The 20,551-nt window shown below is 64.7% G+C and carries 19 protein-coding genes and 1 pseudogene; 14 read left to right on the top strand and 6 right to left on the bottom strand.

Annotation, left to right across the window (positions count from 1 at the left end; genetic code table 11):
- Window positions 1–161: 161 nt before the first annotated feature.
- From E4O92_RS03110 to E4O92_RS03105, 3 genes are read left to right on the top strand one after another with little or no spacing between them, the layout of a single operon-like run.
- Window positions 162–653 carry an Hcp family type VI secretion system effector gene (locus tag E4O92_RS03110; protein WP_135188293.1) on the top strand — a complete coding sequence of 164 codons (492 nt, stop codon included), beginning with the start codon at window positions 162–164 and terminating at the stop codon, window positions 651–653.
- A gap of 2 nt (window positions 654–655) precedes the next feature.
- A complete protein-coding gene (locus E4O92_RS25415) occupies window positions 656–1,015 on the top strand; it encodes a Rap1a/Tai family immunity protein (protein ID WP_370659989.1) in 360 nt (119 codons plus the stop codon).
- A gap of 9 nt (window positions 1,016–1,024) precedes the next feature.
- On the top strand, window positions 1,025–1,525 hold the full coding sequence (locus tag E4O92_RS03105; protein WP_135188292.1) for a T6SS effector amidase Tae4 family protein: 501 nt from the start codon (window positions 1,025–1,027) through the stop codon (window positions 1,523–1,525).
- A gap of 555 nt (window positions 1,526–2,080) precedes the next feature.
- Here the strand turns inward: E4O92_RS03105 and E4O92_RS03100 are convergent.
- Together E4O92_RS03100 and E4O92_RS03095 are read right to left on the bottom strand one after the other, a co-directional pair.
- Window positions 2,081–4,156, bottom strand: a complete 2,076-nt coding sequence (locus E4O92_RS03100) for an ATP-dependent helicase (protein ID WP_135188291.1) — start codon at window positions 4,154–4,156, stop codon at window positions 2,081–2,083.
- 446 nt (window positions 4,157–4,602) lie between these two features.
- Window positions 4,603–4,824: a hypothetical protein gene (locus E4O92_RS03095; RefSeq protein ID WP_135188290.1), complete on the bottom strand. Its 222-nt coding sequence runs from the start codon at window positions 4,822–4,824 to the stop codon at window positions 4,603–4,605.
- Window positions 4,825–5,021: 197 nt separating this feature from the next.
- Here E4O92_RS03095 and E4O92_RS03090 point away from each other — a divergent pair, with 197 nt between their 5' ends.
- The 11 genes and pseudogenes from E4O92_RS03090 (at window position 5,022) to E4O92_RS03040 (ending at window position 17,448) form a co-directional block, all read left to right on the top strand.
- Complete coding sequence (locus E4O92_RS03090; RefSeq protein WP_135188289.1) at window positions 5,022–5,201, top strand: hypothetical protein; 180 nt, start codon at window positions 5,022–5,024, stop codon at window positions 5,199–5,201.
- A gap of 39 nt (window positions 5,202–5,240) precedes the next feature.
- Complete coding sequence (locus E4O92_RS03085; protein ID WP_206076802.1) at window positions 5,241–5,855, top strand: chromate transporter; 615 nt, start codon at window positions 5,241–5,243, stop codon at window positions 5,853–5,855.
- On the top strand, window positions 5,852–6,433 hold the full coding sequence (locus E4O92_RS03080) for a chromate transporter (protein WP_135188288.1): 582 nt from the start codon (window positions 5,852–5,854) through the stop codon (window positions 6,431–6,433). The genes E4O92_RS03085 and E4O92_RS03080 overlap by 4 nt, the downstream gene beginning before the upstream one ends.
- A 70-nt stretch (window positions 6,434–6,503) precedes the next feature.
- Window positions 6,504–7,349, top strand: a complete 846-nt coding sequence (gene fghA, locus E4O92_RS03075; RefSeq protein WP_135188287.1) for an S-formylglutathione hydrolase — start codon at window positions 6,504–6,506, stop codon at window positions 7,347–7,349.
- Between the two features lie 214 nt (window positions 7,350–7,563).
- Window positions 7,564–7,977, top strand: coding sequence for an Hsp20/alpha crystallin family protein (locus E4O92_RS03070; protein WP_135188286.1), 414 nt, complete (start codon window positions 7,564–7,566; stop codon window positions 7,975–7,977).
- Window positions 7,974–10,373 (top strand): endopeptidase La, encoded by a 2,400-nt coding sequence (gene lon / locus E4O92_RS03065; protein WP_135188285.1) that lies wholly within the window; start codon window positions 7,974–7,976, stop codon window positions 10,371–10,373. The genes E4O92_RS03070 and lon overlap by 4 nt, the downstream gene beginning before the upstream one ends.
- A 387-nt stretch (window positions 10,374–10,760) precedes the next feature.
- Complete coding sequence (locus tag E4O92_RS03060) at window positions 10,761–11,498, top strand: phosphoribosyltransferase (RefSeq protein WP_135188284.1); 738 nt, start codon at window positions 10,761–10,763, stop codon at window positions 11,496–11,498.
- On the top strand, window positions 11,464–12,570 hold the full coding sequence (locus tag E4O92_RS03055; protein WP_135188283.1) for an SRPBCC family protein: 1,107 nt from the start codon (window positions 11,464–11,466) through the stop codon (window positions 12,568–12,570). The genes E4O92_RS03060 and E4O92_RS03055 overlap by 35 nt, the downstream gene beginning before the upstream one ends.
- Window positions 12,571–12,591: 21 nt before the next feature.
- Complete coding sequence (locus E4O92_RS03050) at window positions 12,592–13,932, top strand: erythromycin esterase family protein (RefSeq protein ID WP_135188282.1); 1,341 nt, start codon at window positions 12,592–12,594, stop codon at window positions 13,930–13,932.
- 760 nt (window positions 13,933–14,692) lie between these two features.
- Window positions 14,693–15,205: pseudogene (locus tag E4O92_RS03045) on the top strand ((2Fe-2S)-binding protein); the annotation flags it as partial.
- Window positions 15,202–17,448, top strand: a complete 2,247-nt coding sequence (locus E4O92_RS03040; RefSeq protein ID WP_135188280.1) for a xanthine dehydrogenase family protein molybdopterin-binding subunit — start codon at window positions 15,202–15,204, stop codon at window positions 17,446–17,448. The pseudogene E4O92_RS03045 and the gene E4O92_RS03040, both read left to right, overlap by 4 nt.
- Window positions 17,449–17,652: 204 nt before the next feature.
- Here E4O92_RS03040 and E4O92_RS03035 read toward each other — a convergent pair whose 3' ends face one another.
- The 4 genes from E4O92_RS03035 to E4O92_RS03020 are packed head-to-tail and all read right to left on the bottom strand — an operon-like array spanning window position 17,653 to window position 20,549.
- The gene (locus E4O92_RS03035) at window positions 17,653–18,042 is read right to left on the bottom strand and encodes a hypothetical protein (RefSeq protein ID WP_135188279.1); all 390 of its coding nucleotides are present in this window, start codon (window positions 18,040–18,042) and stop codon (window positions 17,653–17,655) included.
- Between the two features lie 57 nt (window positions 18,043–18,099).
- The gene (locus tag E4O92_RS03030; protein ID WP_135188278.1) at window positions 18,100–18,492 is read right to left on the bottom strand and encodes a RidA family protein; all 393 of its coding nucleotides are present in this window, start codon (window positions 18,490–18,492) and stop codon (window positions 18,100–18,102) included.
- Window positions 18,493–18,512: 20 nt separating this feature from the next.
- The gene (locus tag E4O92_RS03025; protein ID WP_135188277.1) at window positions 18,513–19,691 is read right to left on the bottom strand and encodes an acyl-CoA dehydrogenase family protein; all 1,179 of its coding nucleotides are present in this window, start codon (window positions 19,689–19,691) and stop codon (window positions 18,513–18,515) included.
- A 3-nt stretch (window positions 19,692–19,694) separates the two neighbouring features.
- Window positions 19,695–20,549, bottom strand: coding sequence for an enoyl-CoA hydratase family protein (locus tag E4O92_RS03020; protein WP_135188276.1), 855 nt, complete (start codon window positions 20,547–20,549; stop codon window positions 19,695–19,697).
- Window positions 20,550–20,551 lie beyond the last annotated feature (2 nt).

The following is a 20,551-nucleotide window of genomic DNA, read 5'->3' as shown; positions in this document are numbered from 1 at the left end:
GTGCAACTTTTTGCACCAACCACGGCGTCAAAAACTGGCTTTCCCCTAGCCATCTTGCGCTCTTTTCTTGATTGAGCCCGCTCCTGTTCTTGACGCCCGCCAACAGACTCTGATGCTTCATCAGCAACAATTGCCATACAGCTCACACATCAGGAGGAATCATGGCAAGCGACGTTTATCTGCAAATTGAAGGGGTCAAGGGAGAATCCCTCGATGAGAAGTTCAAGGGCTCGATTGAGGTCATGTCGGTGACGTGGGGTAACGAGCAGCCAACAGCCGGACCGGTCTCCACCTCAGGCGGGCACACAATCGGGAGGGCATCATTCGACCCAGTACACTTCACCAAACTGATTGATCTTGCCTCGCCAAAGTTGATGGAACTGGTGGCTCAGGGCAAGACGATCCCGAAGGCCACCCTGCAATTCATGCGCGCCGACGGTGCCAGCCGGATCAAATATTATGAGCTGACGTTGTACAACGTGCTTGTGTCGTCGAACAAAAAAAGCTTTGCCGGATCGGGCCTCTTGGTAGAGCAGTTCACGCTGCACTACTCGAAGATTGTGGAGTTGTACGCCCAGCAGAAGATCGGTGGCGGCGCGGGCGGCAACACGATGGGCGGCTGGGATCTCGCCTCCAACAAGGTGGCGGCATAACTATGCGGTGCCGAATCTTGATCTTTTGTTTGCTGGTTGTCGGCGGGTATGCGGCCGGCGCTGGCACGACAATCCTATTCCCTCCACACCTGTCCAGCACCGATTTTGTCCGGCAATGGCGAGGCGCTCCTGGATTCCCGGCGGAGTGGCCGCCAAAAGTGCAGGGGGAGCAGGCTTACGCAGAGGGTTATCTGGCCGCCGTGGTGGATTTGACCCAAGGTAGCAAATGGTGCTCACCTGCGCGAATGGAACCCGGTGAGCGTGACGATCGCGTGATTACCACGGTGGAGAAATCGCCAACGAATAGCAACGCGGCCAAAGCGCTCGTCGACGCTTACGTCGCTCGCTTTCCGTGTCAATAGGAGTTCGCCATGCTGAGTCTCCAGTTCAATGTGCTCGCGGCCAATTATCCTCGCCGCTCTTTCGTGCCAACTGCCGATCTGTTCCGCGAAATCGGTTGGGACGACTTGATAAAAGACCCAAAGTACGAAAACACGTGCGCCACAAGGGTTAGTCTCGCTCTCATCAAGTCGGGCATTATCATTCCCGATGCGCGAATGTCAATTCGGAGGGGGCCGTTCAAAAACCATCGGATTGAGCCCGGACAGGTCAAGCTCTCGCATATCCTCGCGCGCAACACCATGCTTGGTGCGCCAGAAAAGTATAAAAACGATCAGCGCCAAGCGTTGGGTAAAATTGGTGAGCGTCGCGGCATTGTGTCGTTTTTTCATCTGATTCCCGGCTTGTACGAGGGCGGACATATCGACATCGTATCGCCGGATTTTCAGCGAATGAATCAGGGAACAGAGAACCGTTGTGGCACGGCCTGTCATTGGACGGCCGCAGAAGTCTGGTTTTGGCCGCTCCATTAGCGCCAGCCTGAACCCACGCTGCACCTTGGCTACTCCACAACGGAGACCTTGCAATCAATTCGATTAAGGCAAACAAGCCGAAGCCAGCAACAATGTAAACGAGCATCGTAGTTGCCGCATAAAGCATCTTCTTCTGTTCTGACATGTCGAGCCTATCTGGTATTAAATGTTATTGCAGAGACAACTTCCTCAGCAGAACCTAGCCTGCGCGGACATTATCAAGCCGCTCACACCCTGACCGACGAGCCCTCGTCACTTAACGAACCGCACCTTCCAACACACCCGTCAAGCGTTCTAAACCATTGATTTCATAGGATAAACATCGATATCCACAAGAAATGTGGATAACTATGTGGAAAAGCCCCTCTTGACAGCCCGGAACGGCAGTATTGATGCGGGTTTCAACAAAATGCCCATTCTGGAGGCAAAAATTTTGTCCTTAAAAATCAAAGCCTTGCAAAGGTCGCAGTTTCAAGTCTGATACGACAATGCGGAAAATTCCTACAAATTCCTACAACAGGGGATAAGTCGTCAATTCTGTTCAAAAATCACACTTCACTTCCAGGCGTTCCTGGCCCGTTCGCGCACCAGCAGGCGCACGCTGTCGGGCATTGGCTTGTTGCTCCTGGCCGTGTCGGCGTTGAACCAGACGGTCTGTTCGAAGTGCTTGAGCATGGCTGGACTCACAAAGCGGGTGCGCTGCGCATACACATGGCGATCCCCCATCTGCGCCTGCTGCTTGATGAAGAACTTATTCGGCACTATCAGGTGCAGGTGCTCCTTGGCGCGGGTCATCGCCACGTACAGCAGCCGCCGCTCTTCCTCGATGTCTTCCATGCTGCCGGTCGCCATGTCGGACGGGATGCAGCCGTCGACCACGTTCAGCACATGGACCGACTTCCACTCCTGCCCTTTGGACGAATGGATCGTCGACAGGATCAGGTAATCCTCGTCCAGCAGCGGCGGCCCGGAGCGGTCGCTCGTCGCTTCCGGCGGATCGAGCGTAATCTCGGCCAGGAACGACTCGCGCGTGCCGTAACCCGAAGCCAGCTGCGCCAGCTGCTCGACGTCGGTGGCGCGCACCTGGGCGTCGTCGTGCATGCGCTCCAGGTGCGGCAGGTACCAGTTCTTCACCAGTTCGATGTCGGCCGGCCAGCGCAGGCCGGGCTCGCGCAGCGTGCGGTACAGGTCAGCGAACTGGCGCCAGTCGCCCGCGCATCTGGCAGGCGGTTCGAACTGCTGCACCGCCAGCGCCGGCTCGGCTGCCGTGCCGACCGCGTCGAGCAGGCGGCCGGCGGTGGCCGGGCCGATGCCGGGAATGAGCTGCGCGACCCGAAAGCCAGCCATGCGCCCGCCCGGATTCTGGGCAAAGCGCAGCACCGCCAGCACGTCCTTGATATGCGAGGCCTCGAGGAACTTGAGGCCGCCGAACTTCACGAACGGGATATTGCGTCGTACCAGCTCCAGTTCGAGCGCGGCGCTGTGGCTGGCGGTGCGAAACAGCACCGCCTGCGACTTGAGCTTGATGCCGGCCTCTCGCTGCTCAAGGACGCGGTTGCAGACCCAGCGCGCCTGCTCGGCTTCGTCCGGAATCAGGACCAGCTGCGGCTTGATGGTCGATACCTTGTCGGTCCACAGGTCCTTCGCATGGCGCTCGACCGACGCTGCGATCACCGCATTGGAAGCGTCCAGGATCGGCTGGGTCGAGCGGTAGTTTCGATCGAGGGTGATCACCTCGGCCGGCTGGCTGAATTGCTGCGGAAAGTCGAGGATGTTGCGCACCGTCGCGCCGCGAAACGAGTAGATCGATTGGGCGTCGTCGCCCACCACCATCACGCCGCGCCCGTCCGGCTTCATGCCGTTGATGATCGCGGCCTGTAGCCGGTTGGTGTCCTGATACTCGTCGACCAGCACGTGATCGAACAGCGCGCCCAGCTCCGGTCCCAGTTCGGCGTCCGCCGCCATCTCGGCCCAGAACAGCAGCAGGTCGTCGTAATCGAGCACGTTCTGTTCCTGCTTGGCGTCCACGTAGGCGCCGAACAGGGTCTTGAGCTGGGCCTCCCATTCGCCGCACCACGGAAAGGCCGATTGCAGCACATCGCCGAGCGGCGCGCGCGTGTTGACGACGCGCGAGTAAATCGACAGGCAGGTGCCCTTCAGCGGAAAGCGCTTGGCCGTCTGCCCAAGCCCGATCTCGTGCCGCACCAGTCCCATCAGGTCCTCCGAATCGCCGCGGTCGTGGATGGTGAATGAATCGGCAAGGCCGATGCGGCCCGCGTATTCGCGCAGCAGGCGGGCGCCGATGCTGTGGAAGGTGCCGGCCCACGGCAGGCTCGCCTGTGCGCTCGTGCCCATGATCCGCCCCAGCACGCCGCCGGCGCGCTGGGTCATCTCGCCCGCCGCGCGACGCGAGAATGTCAGCAGCAGGATGCGCTGCGGGTCGGCGCCGCTTTGGATCAGGCGCGCCACGCGGTGCGCGAGCGTGTTGGTCTTGCCGGACCCGGCGCCGGCGACCACCAGCAGCGGACGCGCCGCTGCCGCCCCGATATCGTGCTCGACGGCGGCGCGCTGCGCCGGATTGAGGCTGGCGAAGGGATCGCTGGTTGCGGTTGGAGCGGCGGCGTCGGGCATCAGTCAGTTGGAAAGTGTGCGTAATGTAACTGTACATTTGTCCAGTGATGATGCGCAAGCACATTCGGCCAGCTCAGACACGCAAGCCGTGGTCGAATCGTTTCATACGATCACTATTACCTGATGAGCCTGGTGCGCTAAGCGGCTGGTTTTAAAGTGTTTTTCCGAATATCCACAAAGTTTGTGAATAACTGTGTGGAAAAGCGCCTCTTGACAGCCCCAAACGGCGTACTGATGCGGCTTTCAACAAACTGCCCATTGCGCGGGCACTTTGCGCCTCACATAAAATCAAAGACTTGCACGCGGCGTGACTGGGCGGACACGGCAAACAAGGATAATAAAAAAAGGAACAATTGTGCATAACCCGGCCTTGCGCGAGGCCATGTCGGCGGCACAATAATGTCTTTTTTATATCGATTTAGTGATCGAAAAAGCAACAGGTCGGGTCAGGCGCTGCTGCGCCGGCGCCCTGGTTCGAGCAGGACGCGCTCGATGACGCGCGGATCGACGTCACGCGTGCGAAGGTATTCGAAGGCGGACATCGTGTTGCTGGCCGCCTGCATCTGGATGGCGTGTTCGACGATATCGCGCCAATGGTAGTTCAGGCGCGCGTCGTCCGCGGTGGCAATCGCGAGATCGCCGGGGCACTGAGGTCGGTGTTGATTCATCGCGATTCCTTACCATGTAAACTGTGGTAGACGAGTTGCCGCCTAACGAGTATTCATCAATGGCTGGGAATGTCAATGTCACGAATGCATCGAAAAGGTTAAATTTCGAAATAAAATGGCCGGACAAGAGCCGCGGGGCGTCCGCCCTACCAGCTTGCCCCACGCTGCCCGATTTCTACTTCCCGAGCGAGGATTCCATGACTATTCACCCAGAGCCGCCGGACCTGAATCCCGGCGACGAAGCCGCACCGGGCACCCCAGGCTCGGGCGAAGACATCTGCCCGGTTTGCCACGGCACCGGCAAGCTGGCCGACGGCTCGCCCTGCCCCAACTGCGGCGGCACCGGCCGCATCTGCGAGGAGCTCGGCGGCGGCTAGCTGATGGACAGGCGGCGGCTCGGGCGCGATAATTCAAGGATGTCATCGCTGCCTGCTGCCCCCGCCACTCCTCCCGATGAACCACGCCCGGCCCCTGCGGCCCCGCGCAGCCCCCAGTCCCTGACCGACCTGTTCGTGACATTCACGCTGATGGGGCTGCAGGGCTTTGGCGGCGTGCTTGCGATCGTCCAGCGCGAGCTGGTCGACCGCAAACAATGGCTGACGCAGGAAGAATTTCTCGAGGATTGGTCGGTGGCGCAGATCATGCCGGGGCCGAACGTCGTCAACCTGTCGATCATGATCGGCGGGCGCCACTTCGGTTTTGCCGGGGCGATGAGCGCGCTGGCCGGCCTGCTCGCGCTGCCGCTGGTGCTGGTGCTGCTGCTGGTGATGGTGCACGACCGCTTTCCCGATGATGCCGCGGTAGCCGGCGCACTGCGTGGCATGGCGGCCGTGGCCGCCGGGCTGATTGGCGCGACGGCGGTGAAGATGTCAGCCGCTCTCGCCAGGCACCCGCTGCCCCTGGCATGGAGCGTGCCGATCATGGTGCTCGGGTTCGTGCTGGTCGCGCTGTTCAAGTGGCCGCTGTTCTACGTGCTGCTGGCCTTCGGCGGGCTCGGCTGCGTGCTGACCTACCTGCGGCTGAAGGTATGAACGCACCGCTGCACCTGAGCCTGGGCCTGTCCGACTGGCTGAGCCTGTTCGCCCACTTCCTGCTGATGTCGCTCATGTCGCTCGGCGGCGCCATTTCCACCACCTCGGAAATGCACCGCTTCCTGGTCGAAAATCACCACTGGCTGACCCAGGAACAGTTCAACGATTCCATCGCGCTGGCCCAGGCCGCGCCGGGCCCGAACGTGCTGTTCGTAGCGCTGATGGGCTGGCACGTGGGTCTGAACGCCGGCGGCACACCACTCGCCCTGCTCGGGGCGGCAACCACCATGGTGGGCATCATGATCCCGTCCACCGTCGTCACGTATTTCGCGGCGCAATGGGGGCATCGCAACCGCGACCTGCGCCCGGTGCGCGCCTTCAAGCAGGGCATGGCGCCGATCGTGGTGGCGCTGGTGATGGCCACAGCCTGGATCCTCGGCAGTTCCGCCGCCGGCAGCCAGGCTTGGCGGCTGTGGCTGCTCTCGCTGGTGGCCGGGCTACTGATCTGGCGCACCAAACTGCACATCCTGTGGCTGCTCGGCGCCGGCGCCTTGCTCGGAGCCCTGCAACTGGTATAAGGCACGCGCCCGGTTGGCACGGAGCGCCGCGAACAGGCATACTTGGGCCAATCGCGTTTTGGAACATCCCATGCTTGAACTGCTCAACGAACATGGCTGCTTCGGCGGCCGCCTCTGCTTCTACCAACACGACTCGCACGCAATCGGCCTGCCGATGCGCTTTTCGATCTACCTGCCGCCGCAAGCGGCCTCCGGAGATTGGAACTGCCCGGCCCTCTTTTACCTCGCCGGCCTGACCTGCACCGAAGAGACCTTCATGATCAAGGCCGGCGCCCAGCGCGTGGCCGCCGAACTGGGCATGATCCTGATCGCGCCGGACACCAGCCCGCGCGGCGCCAACATTGCGGGCGAGACCAACAGCTGGGACTTCGGCGTCGGCGCCGGCTTCTACCTCGACGCCACGCAAGAGCCGTGGTCGCGCCACTACAAAATGCACAGCTATCTTCTGGAGCTGCGCGAGCTGGTGCTGGCCGAATTCCCGGCCGACGCCAGCCGGGTCGGCATCTTCGGCCACTCGATGGGCGGGCACGGGGCGCTGGTGACGGCCCTGCGCCGACCCGACCTGTTCCGCTCGGTCTCCGCGTTCGCGCCTATCGCCAACCCGACCCACTGTCCATGGGGGAAGAAGGCGTTCGAGGGCTACCTCGGCGCCAACCAGACCGAATGGCGGGCGTATGACGCAACCGAGCTGATTTCCGGCATGCGCGCGCCCTTCCCCGAAGGCATCTTGATCGACCAGGGCCTGGCCGACAAATTCCTTGGCGAACAGCTCCACCCCGAGGCGTTCGAAGAGGCGTGCCGCGCGGCCGGCCAGCCGCTCGAGCTGCGCCGCCACCAGGGCTACGACCACGGCTACTTCTTCATCTCAAGCTTCATCGAAGACCATTTGCGCTTTCACGCCAAGCGATTACGCTGAGAGGTGTTTTCCGTAGGGGGCGCGGGACCGCCGAGGGCCTGTGCGCACGCTGTACGGTTGAGCAGAGTTTGCATCCGCGTGCGCACGGGGTGCGCACCCTACGACGCCTCCGATAAACCGTACGACAAAACTCGCGTTGTCAGCCGTAGCCTGGCCTAAGAACGAACCGTCACCATACCGGTCAAAGCAGTTTTCTCGGCGGACCGGAGGAATCATGAAAGTGCGCGACCCGACGATCTGGATGTGGGGCGAGGCGCTGGACATGCTGGAACGGGCCGACCGCCTGCACCGCCAATTCTTCCAGTTAAGCGGCGCCGGCCGGGCCAGCCCCACCTGGGAACCGCCGCTCGATATTTTCGAGACTGCAAGCCAGCTCATCGTCATGGTCGCGCTGCCCGGCGTCACGGCGGACGCTGTGGCGGTCGATGTCGAACTGGGCGCGATCGTGGTGCGCGGCCAGCGCCGTCTGCCCGCCTTTTGCGCCAACTGCGACATCCGCCGCCTGGAACTCCCCTACGGGAACTTCGAACGCCGCATCGAGCTTCCCGGACAGCAACTGCAACTGGGCGCGCGCCGCCTCGAGGACGGTTGCCTGACGCTCGAGCTGAACAAATTGGGGGTGCCATGAGCGACGAGCGCCAGCCCCCATCCGGCGCACCGGCCCCGTCCGGGGAGCGCTTCGTGCTGCCTCCGGACGGCCTGATCATCGTCCCGGTACGCAACATGGTGCTGTTCCCGGGCATGGTCACGCCAATCAGCATCGGGCGTGCGCGCTCGATCGCCGCCGCCCAGGAAGCCACGCGCCGCGAACTGCCGATCGGCATCCTGCTGCAACGCGACGCGGCGGTCGACAGCCCCGCGCCCGACCAGCTCCACCCGGTCGGTACGGTGGCCAACATCGTGCGCTACGTAACCGGGCCGGAGAATGCCCATCACATCGTCTGCCAGGGCGTGCAGCGCTTTCACGTGATCGAACACCTGTCCGGCTATCCGTTCAACGCGGCCCGCGTGCGCTTGCTGGAGGAGGAAGATGAAAACCGGCCGGCGATCCAGGCCCTGCTGATGCAGCTCAGGGAGCGCGCCAACGAAATCATGGACCTGCTGCCGCAGGTGCCGTCCGACCTGGCGCGCGCAGTGCAGTCGATCGGCCCGGCCGCCGCCTTCGCCGACTTCGTGGCCGGCCTGATGGATATCACGAGCGAGGAAAAGCAGGATGTCCTCGAGACCATCGACCTTGAAAAACGCCTGCAGAAGGTGCTCGACCACCTGGTGAACCGGATCGAGGTGCTGCGCCTGTCCAGGCAGATCAACCAGCAGACCAAGGAGCGCATGGACCAGCGCAATCGCGAGTTCATGCTGCGCGAGCAGCTCAAGACGATCCAGTCCGAGCTGGGCGAGGAAGAAAATAACGATACCGAGCTCGCCGACCTGCGCCAGGCGCTCACCCGGGCCGACATGCTTGACGACACCAAAGCGCACGCGCTGAAGGAGATGCGCCGGCTCGAAAAGATGTCCGAAGCCTCCGTCGAGTACTCGATGCTGCGCACCTACCTCGAATGGATGACCGAACTGCCGTGGGACAACCAGCCGCAGGAACCGATCGACCTCGGGCAGGCGCGCAGCATCCTCGACCACGACCACTTCGGACTGGAACGCATCAAGCGCCGCATCCTCGAATACCTGGCCGTGCGCAAGCTCAACCCGCACGGCAAGAGCCCGATCCTGTGCTTCGTCGGGCCGCCCGGCGTCGGCAAGACCTCGCTCGGCCAGAGCATTGCGCGCGCCACCGGCCGCAAGTTCGTGCGCGTCTCGCTCGGCGGGGTGCACGACGAGGCCGAGATCCGGGGCCACCGCCGCACCTATGTCGGCGCCCTGCCCGGCAACATCATCCAAAGCATCCGCAAGGCCGGCACCCGCAACTGCGTGATGATGCTGGATGAAGTCGACAAGATGGCCGCCAGCTTCCACGGCGACCCCAACGCGGCGCTGCTCGAAGTGCTCGATCCGGAACAGAACTCCACCTTCCGCGACAACTACCTCGGCGTGCCGTACGACCTGTCGCAGGTGCTGTTCATCTGCACCGCCAACATGCTCGACACCATGCCCGGGCCGCTGCGCGACCGGCTCGAGATCATCTCCCTGCCCGGCTACACGGAGCAGGAAAAGGAACAGATCGCGCTGCGCTACCTGGTGCAGCGCCAGTACGAAGCCAACGGCCTCAAGCCCGAACAGGTGAGCGTTACCGTGGAGGCGATCCGCTCGCTGATCCACGACTACACGCGCGAAGCGGGCGTGCGCAACCTTGAACGCGAGATCGGCGCGGCACTGCGCTTCGCCGCGGTGCAGATCGCCGAGGGCAAGGTCGAGCGGGTGACCATTGATGTGCCCGACCTGGCCAAGATCCTCGGCCCGAAGAAGTACGAAAGCGAGGTCAAGATGCGCACCACCTTGCCTGGGGTGGCGACGGGCCTGGCCTGGACCCCGGTCGGCGGCGACATCCTGTTCGTCGAAGCGAGCCGGGTGGCCGGCACCGGGCGGCTGATCCTGACCGGCCAGCTGGGCGAGGTCATGAAGGAAAGCGCGCAGGCCGCGCTGACGCTGGTGAAGGCGCACGGCGCCTCGCTCGGGCTCGGTCCGGACGTATTTCGCCGCAACGACGTGCACATCCACGTGCCAGCCGGCGCCATCCCGAAGGACGGGCCGAGCGCGGGCGTCGCGATGTTTGTCTCGCTGACCTCGCTCGCGATGGGCACGCCCGTGCGCAACGACGTGGCCATGACCGGCGAAATCAGCCTGCGCGGGCTGGTGTTGCCGGTCGGTGGCATCAAGGAAAAAGTACTGGCCGCGCAGCAAGCCGGCATCACGACTGTCCTGCTGCCCGCGCGCAACGAGAAAGACCTCGAAGACGTGCCGGCGGATGCACGCGACCAGCTAAAGTTCGTGTTTCTGCAAACGGTGGATGACGCGGTCCTGCACGCGATCGGCGCCCCGGCCAAGAGTCCGGCCGCTGCCGAGGCGGCCTGAACTTGCCCTCGTAGGGTGCGCACCTGTGCGCACGCGGTCACCGTATCCAGACTTGCGGCTACCGCTTCGATACGCCGCGTTCGCGAACCGCGTGCGCACAGGTGCGCACCCTACAACCGCCAATTCCATCCCAATTCCACCCGGCAAACGAGCGTCGTAATGGCGAGAACGTGTGTATTCTGGGATCACGGCACGAAAGTTCGCGCGAAGCGGCCGCGACTACGTAAACCCTGATTGCACAGGCACCCTGTCGCTGGCACGCCGGCTGACCAACCAATAACAACGCCGGGCCATACGGTCAGGACCGCGCTCGCGCGCCTGCCGCATGCAACCAGGGATTGCGGGCACCGGTCTAAGTCAGGTTATCCATTTTTCGGAGCCAAGCAGATGATTCAAGGCCAACGCTTCAGGGACCGGATCGAAGCCGGCAAGCTGCTCGCCCAGCGCCTTGCCGCCTACGCACACCGGGACGACGTGCTGGTACTGGCCCTGCCGCGCGGCGGCGTGCCGGTGGCCTACACGGTCGCGCACGCGCTCGGGGCCGAACTCGACCTGCTCATCGTGCGCAAACTCGGCATGCCCTTCCACGAGGAATACGCGATCGGCGCGATCGGCAGCGGCGGCGTGCGCGTGCTGCAGCCGGGCGTGCCCGGGCTGATGGGCGTGACGCAGGAACAGGTGGACGCCATCACCGCGCGCGAGCAGGCCGAGATCACGCGCCGCGAACGGCTGTACCGCGACGCCCGGCCGCACGTGCACATGCAGGGCCGCACCGTGCTCCTGGTCGACGACGGCATTGCCACCGGCGCCACGATGGAAGCGGCGATCAGGGTGGCGCGCAAGGCCGGCGCAGCCAGGGTCGTGGTCGCGGTGCCGGTGGCGCCGCCGGACACGATCGACAGGCTGAGCGACCAGGCCGACGACATGGTGTGCCTGGAGGCGCCGCCATTCTTCCGCGCCGTGAGCCAATGGTACGAGCACTTCGACCAGACGAGCGACGAAGAAGTACAGGATTTGCTGGCGCAGGCCTGGCACGACCAGGGCGCGGGCCGGCCGGACATCACGACCCAACCACAGGAAAGGACAAAACATGGACCGACAACAGATGAGCGACACCGGACTTGAGCTTGGCAAATGGTTGGCCGGGGCCGCCGCGGGCGCCCTGCTGATGTACATGCTCGATCCTGACCGCGGCAGCGCGCGGCGCGCCCAGGCCAGCGACAAGATCACGGACCTGGGCAGGCAAGCCGGCGCTACCATGTCCGACGCCTGGGAGCGCGTGAGCAGCAGCGTCTCGCGCACCGCCGGCGACCTGGCCGACCAGGCGTCCGACGCGGCCAGCCGCATGGCCGGCAGCGCGCGCGAGATGGTGGGGTCAAGCAAAGCGGACAGCGTGGCGGGCACGGTGGGCGAGTCGGTTTCCGGCATGGCCCGCGCCGTGAGCGACACAGTCTCCGACACGGCGGACCAGGTGAGCGCGGCCGCGAGCCAGGCCGCCGGCCGCATGCGGCACGCGATGAGCGGACAGGGCGACACCTGGGTCCCTGCGGTACGCGGTTCAGCCGTGGTCGGCGGCGGCCTGCTCGGGCTGTACGGCCTGTTGCGCCGCTCACCGGTCGCGCTGGCGGCTGGCCTGGCCGGTATTGCGCTCCTGGTGCGCGGCGTGTCCAACCAGCCGCTGCGCAGCATGTGGAGCGGGCGGACCATGGGCCGGACCATCGACCTGGACAAATCGATCCGCATCGACGCCTCGCCCGACGAGGTCTATGACATCTGGTCCAACTACGAGAACTTCCCGCGCTTCATGTCGCATGTGGTCGAAGTGCGCGACCTGGGGCACCGCCGCTCGCACTGGGTGGTCACGGGGCCGGCCGGCAGCCGGTTCGAATGGGACTCGGTGCTGACCGAACAATCGCGCCCGCACCGGCTGGCATGGCGCAGCGAACCGGGCGCGGAAATCCCGAACGCCGGTTCGGTCCAGTTCGAACCGTACCGGGGCGGCACCCGGGTCACGGTGCGCATGTCGTACACCCCACCGGCCGGCGCCGTCGGCCACGGCCTGGCCACGCTGCTGGGCACCGACCCGAAACGCCAGATGGACGACGACCTGGCGCGCATGAAGGCATTCATCGAACGCGGCATCGCGCCGCCCGAAGCGGCCCAGCAGCAGCGTGCGGCCGGGCGCTTCCTGCATTAACCGTTTAGGCATCGAGGTATCATGGTTACGGTCACCCATCCAAGCCTTACCGCACTCGCGCAAGAGGCCCGGCCGCTGACAGGGGCGGCAAACGACTACGACGCGCTGCTCGACCTGGTCGGCAACGCCCGCTTCGTCCTGCTGGGCGAGGCGTCTCACGGCACCCAGGAGTTCTACCAGGAGCGCGCCCGCATCACCGCTCGCCTGATCCAGGAGAAGGGATTCACGGCGGTGGCGGTGGAGGCGGACTGGCCGGACGCCTACCGGATCAACCGGTACGTGCGCGGCGAAGGGCAGGACACGGATGCGGTGGCCGCGCTGTCCGGCTTTGAACGCTTCCCGGCCTGGATGTGGCGTAACACCTCGGTGGAAGCGTTCGTCGGCTGGCTGCGCGAGCACAACGACACCCACCCCGCCGCCAAGGTCGGCTTCTACGGGCTCGACCTGTACAGCCTGTTCACCTCCATGGGCGAAGTGCTGCACTATCTCGACAAGGTCGATCCGAACGCGGCGCAGGAAGCGCGCAAACGCTACAACTGCTTCGAGCACTTCAACGAAGACAGCCAGCACTACGGCTACGCGGCCGCGATCGGCCTGTCCGAATCGTGCGAGCAAGGCGTGATCGAACAACTGCGGCACATGCAGGAACGCGCCTTCGACTACATGCGCTCCGACGGCATCAACGCCGAGGATGCCTTCTTCTACGCCCAGCAGAACGCGCGCCTGGTCAAGAACGCCGAACAATACTACCGCACCATGTTCCATGGCCGCGTCTCGTCATGGAACCTGCGCGACAGCCACATGGCCGAGACGCTCGACGCGCTCAACCGCCACCTGTCGCGCGACGGCCAGCCGGCCAAGATCGTGGTGTGGGAACACAACTCGCACATCGGCGACGCCCGCGCCACGGAAGTGGGCAAGCTGGGCGAATGGAACGTGGGCGAACTCACGCGCAAGGCCTACGGCGAAGAGGACACCCGGCTGATCGGCTTTTCCACCTACGACGGCTGGGTGACGGCCGCATCGGAATGGGACGGCCCGGCCGAACGCAAGCGGGTGCGCCCCGGCCTGCCGGGCAGCTACGAGCAACTGCTGCACGAAGTCGGCGTGCCACGCTTTTTCCTGCCGATCAGGAACGACAGCGCCGCGCGCGACGCGCTGATGGAGCGGCGGCTCGAGCGTGCGATTGGCGTGATCTACGTGCCGCACACCGAGCGCCAGAGCCACTACTTCTACTGCCAGATGCCACGCCAGTTCGACGGCGTGATCTACATCGACCGCACCACGGCCGTGCAACCGCTGGACGCGACCAGCGGCTGGCACACGGGCGAGCCGCCAGAAACTTACCCCGAAGGGATATAGCGGACAAATCGCTTACTGACTTGCGGATGCTGCATCGTTACGCCCCGTTCTACTTCTTTCTCCGGCGGCTCAGCGTAACGTGAATCAACCGCATGTCGAAGGCGTGACTATGCCTCGCCGAAACATGCGATAAAGAAACGCAAAACGCGATGCAATGTTGGCCAAGCGCCACCGCTGGCGCCTCTAACCGTGAATTGCGCTGCGTTTTGCGTGATTCATCCTACGGGGCGGCACGTCGCTTTGCAATGCCCGTTAGGGTGGGCAGGGTGAGGCTGGCCAGTGGCCGGCCGAACGCCCACGCGTTCAAACACGACCGGCCATATCCGAACAGGTTCCGTGTTCGTTGAAACGTGGGCGTTCGTCGAGTTCAGCGATAACCGGCCATATCCCCGTAGGGTGCGCACCTGTGCGCACGCGCTGCGGACTGTGCGTAACGGCGGTACATGCGTACCCCGCTGGTCCCAACTCAACGTCACCGCTTCCTTCCACTGTTCACGAACCCATTGACACAGGAGCCGCAAGTCAGCATGCCGTGACCGCGTGCGCACAGGTGCGCACCCTACGAATTTCGAAGCCGGTAGCCGTAGCAAACGTAGGCGGCGCCCGGCCGGCGAAGATCTGTGCGCAGGCGGCGCGGACTGTGCATGCCGGCGGTACAAGCGTCCCCCACCTGCCCCGACCGCACACTTCACGCTCACCACATTCCCGCTGTCCATTTCAATTGAAAAAAATGGTTGGTCTCGCCGCCTGATTTCGCCTACGATGTGCGCGTTATCGTCAGGCAGACCCAGCCATGAGTAAATACACCCTGAACATCAACGGCAAACAACAATCCGTCGACGTCGAATCCGACACGCCCCTGCTGTGGGCGCTACGCGACACGCTCGGCTTGGTCGGCACCAAGTACGGCTGCGGCGTCGGCGCTTGCGGCGCTTGCACCGTACACATCGACGGCGCCCCCGCGCGCTCCTGCCTCACCCCGGTCGCCAGCGTCGGCAACAAGAAGATCACCACCATCGAAGGACTGGCCCCGCGCGCGCTGCACCCGCTGCAACAGGCATGGCAGGAACTCGACGTGCCGCAGTGCGGCTATTGCCAAGCCGGACAAATCATGACCGCCTGCGCGCTGCTCAAGGAGCATCCGCACCCGACCGACGCGCAGATCGACGACGCGATGGCAGGCAACCTGTGCCGTTGCGCGACCTACACCCGGATTCGCGCCGGCATCCATCGCGCCGCCGAAATCGCCTCGAATGGAAAGGGCAAGAAATGACGCGCGCCGCTCCCCCCTCCCCCGGCCGCCGCCACTTCCTGCGCCAAAGCGCCATCGGCACCGGCGCGCTGGTGCTCGGCATCAATGCCAACGATGCGCTGGCCGCCATCACCAAGCCCGCTTCAAGCACTGACGCGGCCTTCGCTCCCAACGCGTTTATCCGCATCGGCAGCGACGGCGTCGTCACCCTCGTTTCCAAGCAACCCGAAATCGGCCAGGGCATCAAGACCTCGTTGCCGATGGTGCTCGCCGAGGAACTGGATGTCGACTGGCAAGACGTGCGCGTGATCCAGGCCGACCTGGACCCGATCTACGGCAGCCAGGGCGCAGGCGGCTCGACCTCCACGCCGACCAACTACGAGGAATTCCGCCGCCTGGGCGCAACGGCGCGCGCCATGCTGGTCACGGCTGCGGCCCAGACCTGGAACGTGCCGGCGGCGCAGTGCGCCACCGCTGCCGGTGCGGTCGTCCATCCCGACGGCAAGCGCAAGCTCGGCTATGGCCAACTTGCGGCCAGCGCGGCAAAGCTGGCGGTGCCCGACCCCAAGGACGTGGTGCGCAAGGACCCGTCCAACTTCAAACTGCTGGGCAAGCGCATCGGCGGCGTCGACAATGCGGCGATCGTCGCCGGCAAGCCTTTGTTCGGCATCGACGTGCAATTGCCGGGCATGCTGTACGCCGTCTACGCAAAATGTCCTGTATTCGGCGGCAAGCCAGTCTCGTTCAACGAGGCCGAGATCAAGGCAATGCCGGGCGTAAAGGACGCATTCATCGTCCCCGGCACGCCCAACCTGAACGGCCTGCGCCCGGGCGTGGCGATCGTCGCCACCTCGACCTGGGCCGCGTTCCGCGCGCGGCGCGCGCTCAAGGTCGAATGGGACGAAGGTCCCGGCGCCAGCCACAGCTGGGCTGATTTCACGGCACAGGCGCAAGCTGCGGCTGGCAAGCCCGGCACGACCACCCTGCGCAACGACGGCGACGTGACCGCGGCGCTGGCCCGCGCCACCAAGACCGTCGAGGCAGCCTACAGCTACCCGTTCATCTCGCACGCGAGCATGGAACCGCAGAACTGCACCGCGTGGGTCAAGCCGGAGCAAGGGACGGTCGAGCTGTGGGCGCCGACCCAGAACCCGGGCGCGGGCCAGGCCCTGGTCGCGTCGACCTTCAGCATTCCCAAAGAAAAGATCAGTCTCCACATCACGCGCAGCGGCGGCGGCTTCGGACGCCGCCTGTCCTCCGACTTCATCGTCGAAGCGGTTGCGATTGCACGACAGGTCACGGCCCCGGTCAAGCTGACCTGGACGCGCGAGGACGACTTGCAGCACGACCACTTCCGTGCCGGCGGCTTCCACTTCCTGCGCGGCGGCGTCGACAGCGCCGGCAAGCTGGTCGCCTGGCACAACCATTTCGTGACCTTCGCCAACCGCATCGGGCGCGACGGCACCACCGTGCTGCAGCCGGGCAGCGGCGGCAGCCTGTCCGGCGACGAATTTCCCGGCCGCTGGCTCGCCAACTGCCTGCTCGAACAGACCGCGCTCGAATGCAGCATCCCGATGGGACCGTGGCGCGCGCCGGGCAGCAACGTGTTCGCCTGGGTATTCCACAGTTTCATCGACGAACTGGCGCACGCCGCCGGGCGCGATCCACTCGCATTCCGCCTTGAGCTGCTGGGGGACAAGGATCTGGTATCAGGCACAGGCGAACGCGGCGTGCCGTACAACGTCGCGCGCATGAAGGCAGTGCTGCGCGAAGTCGCCGACAAGTCCGGCTGGGGCAAGCGCAAGTTCCCGCGCGGCCAGGGCCAGGGCATCGCCTTCCATTTCAGCCACCGCGGCTACATTGCGGAGGTGGCCGAAGTGACGGTGTCGCGCGACGGCAAGTTGAAGGTCGACCGGGTCGTGGTCGTGACCGATATTGGCGCGCAGATCGTCAACCTGTCCGGCGCGGAAAACCAGGTGCAGGGGTCGGTGATCGATGGCCTGTCGACATTGATGTATCCGGAGCTCGACATCGAAAAGGGCCGCGTGGTGCAGAGCAACTTCCACGAATACCAGCTGCTGCGCATGCCGGACACGCCGCCCAAGATCGAGGTGCACTTCCTCAAGAGCGACTACCCGGTAACGGGCTTGGGAGAACCGGCCTTGCCGCCGCTGGCGCCGGCCGTGTGCAACGCGATTTTTGCGGCGATTGGCAAACGGGTGCGACAGCTACCGTTGAGCAAGACGGATCTGAGCTGGAGTTAAGTCAGGGCGACGTTCGTATGCGTTGAACGATATCCTGGTGGTCGCGAAGGATCGTAGGGTGCGCACCTGTGCGCACGCGGACGCAAACCAAAATCGTCGTCCCCGCGCAGGCGGGGACCCATGGTGAGCGTCATTTCACGCAGTCTATGGGTCCCCGCCTGCGCGGGGACGACGATCGTTGGGGCTAACTCTTGTTGTCGCACCCTACGTACGCCGCTCACGCTCAGCACGCTCCGCTGCTGCCCCCTGCTCAATCCTGGCAGCCCTCTCCGCCCCAAGCTCCTGCGACTGTTCGATTATCCCGTAGTGCGCCAGCAGCCTGATCGCGGTTTCACTTTGGGTCGCATCGAGCGGCGTGATCGTCAGCGTGCAAGTCCCCCGCTCCTTGGGGTTGGCATAGGCCTCCTGGTAGTCCGTGCCACCCGTCACCGACGGATCGTTGCCCACTGAGAAGTTGCCCGCGACCGGCCCGGCCTCGTCGTCGCCCACCGTCAGCACCACGTGCTCGTGCCGGAACTCGAGGGCGATCAGCTCTTCGCGCACCCGCTCGGCGAGGCCGCAATCGTCAAAGACGTAGATGAGTGTGTTTTCCATGGCCGCTCTCCTCGATCTGCCAATCCAACCCTAACAGATTCAGTAGCGGCGCGGCGCTCACTCCGGGATGACCGCGGTCGCCTCGATCTCGACCCGCGCCTGGTCCTCCATCAGCCCCGCCACCTGCACCGCGCTCATCGCCGGGTAATGGCGGCCGATGACTTCGCGATAGGCCGCGCCCAGGCTACTCGCCGCATCGAGGTACTCGCGCTTGTCGAGCACGTACCATGTCATGCGCACGATGTGCTCGGGCCCGGCGCCGCCCTCGCGCAGCACGGCCACGATGTTCTCCAGCGCCTGACGCGCCTGGCCCACAAAATCATCGGTCACGAAGCGCCCCGACGCGTCCCAGCCGACCATGCCGCTCACGGACACGATCCGGCCTCTGGCCGCCACGCCGTTCGAATAGCCCCGCGGACGCGGCCACGCTGGTGGATTCAAAAATTCCATCTGTCGCCCTCTCTCGTTGTTCATGCCAGCGGCTTGACGCCGCGCTCGCCCAGCAGTTCGCGGGCGATGATCAGTTGCTGCACCTCGCTCGCGCCCTCGTAGATGCGCAGTGCGCGAATCTCCCGGTACAGGCCCTCGACCGCCTGCCCGCTGACCACGCCCAGCCCGCCAAACATCTGCAGCGCCGAGTCGATCACCTGCTGCGCGGTTTCGGTCGCGCAGAGCTTGGCCATCGCCGCCTCCTTGGTCACGCGCCTTCCCTGGTCACGCTGCCATGCGGCGCGATAAGTCAGCAAGGCGGCCGCATCGATCCCCATCGCCATCTGGGCCAGTTTGGCCTGCGTGAGCTGGAAGTCCGCCAGCGTCTTGCCGAACATCTTGCGGTTGGTCGCGCGCGCCACCGCCTCGTCCAGCGCGCGCCGCGCAAAGCCCAGCGCCGCCGCCGCGACCGAGGTGCGGAACACGTCGAGCGTGGCCATCGCCACCTTGAAGCCCTGCCCCGCCTCGCCGATGCGGTTCGACGCCGGAATCCGGCAGTCTTCGAAACGCAGCCGCGCCAGCGGGTGTGGCGCGATCACGTCGATTCGCTCCGCGATCGTGAACCCGGGCGTGCCGGCATCGACGATGAAGGCCGAGATCCCGCGAGCGCCCGGCGCCTCGCCGGTACGTGCGAACAGCACGTAAAAGTCGGCGATGCCGCCGTTCGAGATCCAGGTCTTTTCGCCGTTGATGAGGTAGTCATCGCCGTCGCGCACGGCCGCGCACTGCATCGCCGCCACATCCGATCCCGCATCCGGCTCGGACAGCGCAAAGGCCGCGATCGCGTCGCCGGCCGCCACACGCGGCAGGTAGGCGCGTTTCTGCTCCTCGCTGCCGAACAGCGTGATCGCCCCGCTGCCAAGACCCTGCATTGCAAACGCAAAGTCGGCCAGCCCATCATGGCAAGCCAGCGTCTCGCGGATCAGGCAGATGGCCCGGGTGTCGATCGTCTCTCCCTGGCCGCCATAGTCGACCCCGCCCACGGCGTGGCGCAGCCAACCGTCCTGGCCCAGTTGTGCGACCAGCGCGCGGCATGCATCATCGACGTTGCGCCCGTGTTCATGCGTCAGGTTGGCGCTGGCCCAGGCATCGAGCTCGCGCGCCAGCGCGGCGTGGCGCTCTTCAAAAAAGGGCCAGCTCAAATAGTCGAAATCCGCCATCGCCTAGTCGCCTTCGAATTGGGGCTTCTGCTTTGCCACGAACGCGTGATACGCGCGATGAAAGTCGTTGGTCGCCATGCAGATGGCCTGCGCCTGCGCCTCCGCTTCGATCGCCTCGTCCACGCCCATGTTCCATTCCTGCTGCAGCATCTTCTTGGTCATCCCATGCGCAAAAGTCGGGCCTTGCGCCAGTTGGGTAGCGAAAATCCGCGCCTCGGCCAACACGCTTTCAGGTTCACACAGGCGATTGAAAAAGCCCCAGCGCTCGCCCTCCTCGCCCGACATGCTGCGCCCGGTATAGAGCAGCTCGGCGGTGCGCCCCTGCCCGATCACGCGCGGCAGCAGCGCACAGGCGCCCATGTCGCAGCCGGCCAGGCCAACGCGGGTGAACAGGAAGGCGGTCTTGCTGCGCGCGGTGCCGAACCGGATGTCGGACGCCAGCGCCAGCATCGCACCCGCCCCAGCGCAGACACCGTCGATGCTCGCCACAATCGGCTGCGGGCAAGCGCGAATCGCCTTGACGAGGTCGCCCGTCATGCGGGTGAACGCCAGCAGTCCCGGCATGTCGAGCTGGGTCAGCGGGCCGATGATGTCATGTACGTCCCCGCCTGAACAGAAATTGCCGTCAGCGCCAGCCAGCACCACGGCATGCACATCGTCCGCATAGGCCAGTGCGCGAAACAGGTCGCGCAGCTCGGCGTACGAGTCGAAGGTGAGCGGGTTCTTGCGCTCGGGCCGGTTCAGTGTCAGCGTGGCGACGCCGTCCTGGACCTCGAACAAAAAGTGCTGGGCGCGGTAGTGCGCGGCGCTGGTCCGGTTGCCCGGCAGCTGCTGCGCTTGGCCCGGGAGATATCGCATGC

Origin of the sequence: Massilia horti (assembly GCF_004614195.1) — a bacterium.
Classification (GTDB): Bacteria; Pseudomonadota; Gammaproteobacteria; order Burkholderiales; family Burkholderiaceae_D; genus Telluria; species Telluria horti.
Note: the sequence above shows the minus strand (reverse complement) of the source record. Positions and strands in the feature narration are given on the sequence as shown.

Bases quoted from the DNA above. Each gene is read 5' to 3' on its own strand.
- E4O92_RS03110 (WP_135188293.1), top strand. From the start codon at position 162: ATGGCAAGCGACGTTTATCTGCAAATTGAAGGGGTCAAGGGAGAATCC.
- E4O92_RS25415 (WP_370659989.1), top strand. From the start codon at position 656: ATGCGGTGCCGAATCTTGATCTTTTGTTTGCTGGTTGTCGGCGGGTAT.
- E4O92_RS03105 (WP_135188292.1), top strand. From the start codon at position 1,025: ATGCTGAGTCTCCAGTTCAATGTGCTCGCGGCCAATTATCCTCGCCGC.
- E4O92_RS03100 (WP_135188291.1), bottom strand. From the start codon at position 4,156: ATGCCCGACGCCGCCGCTCCAACCGCAACCAGCGATCCCTTCGCCAGC.
- E4O92_RS03095 (WP_135188290.1), bottom strand. From the start codon at position 4,824: ATGAATCAACACCGACCTCAGTGCCCCGGCGATCTCGCGATTGCCACC.
- E4O92_RS03090 (WP_135188289.1), top strand. From the start codon at position 5,022: ATGACTATTCACCCAGAGCCGCCGGACCTGAATCCCGGCGACGAAGCC.
- E4O92_RS03085 (WP_206076802.1), top strand. From the start codon at position 5,241: ATGTCATCGCTGCCTGCTGCCCCCGCCACTCCTCCCGATGAACCACGC.
- E4O92_RS03080 (WP_135188288.1), top strand. From the start codon at position 5,852: ATGAACGCACCGCTGCACCTGAGCCTGGGCCTGTCCGACTGGCTGAGC.
- fghA (WP_135188287.1), top strand. From the start codon at position 6,504: ATGCTTGAACTGCTCAACGAACATGGCTGCTTCGGCGGCCGCCTCTGC.
- E4O92_RS03070 (WP_135188286.1), top strand. From the start codon at position 7,564: ATGAAAGTGCGCGACCCGACGATCTGGATGTGGGGCGAGGCGCTGGAC.
- lon (WP_135188285.1), top strand. From the start codon at position 7,974: ATGAGCGACGAGCGCCAGCCCCCATCCGGCGCACCGGCCCCGTCCGGG.
- E4O92_RS03060 (WP_135188284.1), top strand. From the start codon at position 10,761: ATGATTCAAGGCCAACGCTTCAGGGACCGGATCGAAGCCGGCAAGCTG.
- E4O92_RS03055 (WP_135188283.1), top strand. From the start codon at position 11,464: ATGGACCGACAACAGATGAGCGACACCGGACTTGAGCTTGGCAAATGG.
- E4O92_RS03050 (WP_135188282.1), top strand. From the start codon at position 12,592: ATGGTTACGGTCACCCATCCAAGCCTTACCGCACTCGCGCAAGAGGCC.
- E4O92_RS03040 (WP_135188280.1), top strand. From the start codon at position 15,202: ATGACGCGCGCCGCTCCCCCCTCCCCCGGCCGCCGCCACTTCCTGCGC.
- E4O92_RS03035 (WP_135188279.1), bottom strand. From the start codon at position 18,042: ATGGAAAACACACTCATCTACGTCTTTGACGATTGCGGCCTCGCCGAG.
- E4O92_RS03030 (WP_135188278.1), bottom strand. From the start codon at position 18,492: ATGGAATTTTTGAATCCACCAGCGTGGCCGCGTCCGCGGGGCTATTCG.
- E4O92_RS03025 (WP_135188277.1), bottom strand. From the start codon at position 19,691: ATGGCGGATTTCGACTATTTGAGCTGGCCCTTTTTTGAAGAGCGCCAC.
- E4O92_RS03020 (WP_135188276.1), bottom strand. From the start codon at position 20,549: ATGCGATATCTCCCGGGCCAAGCGCAGCAGCTGCCGGGCAACCGGACC.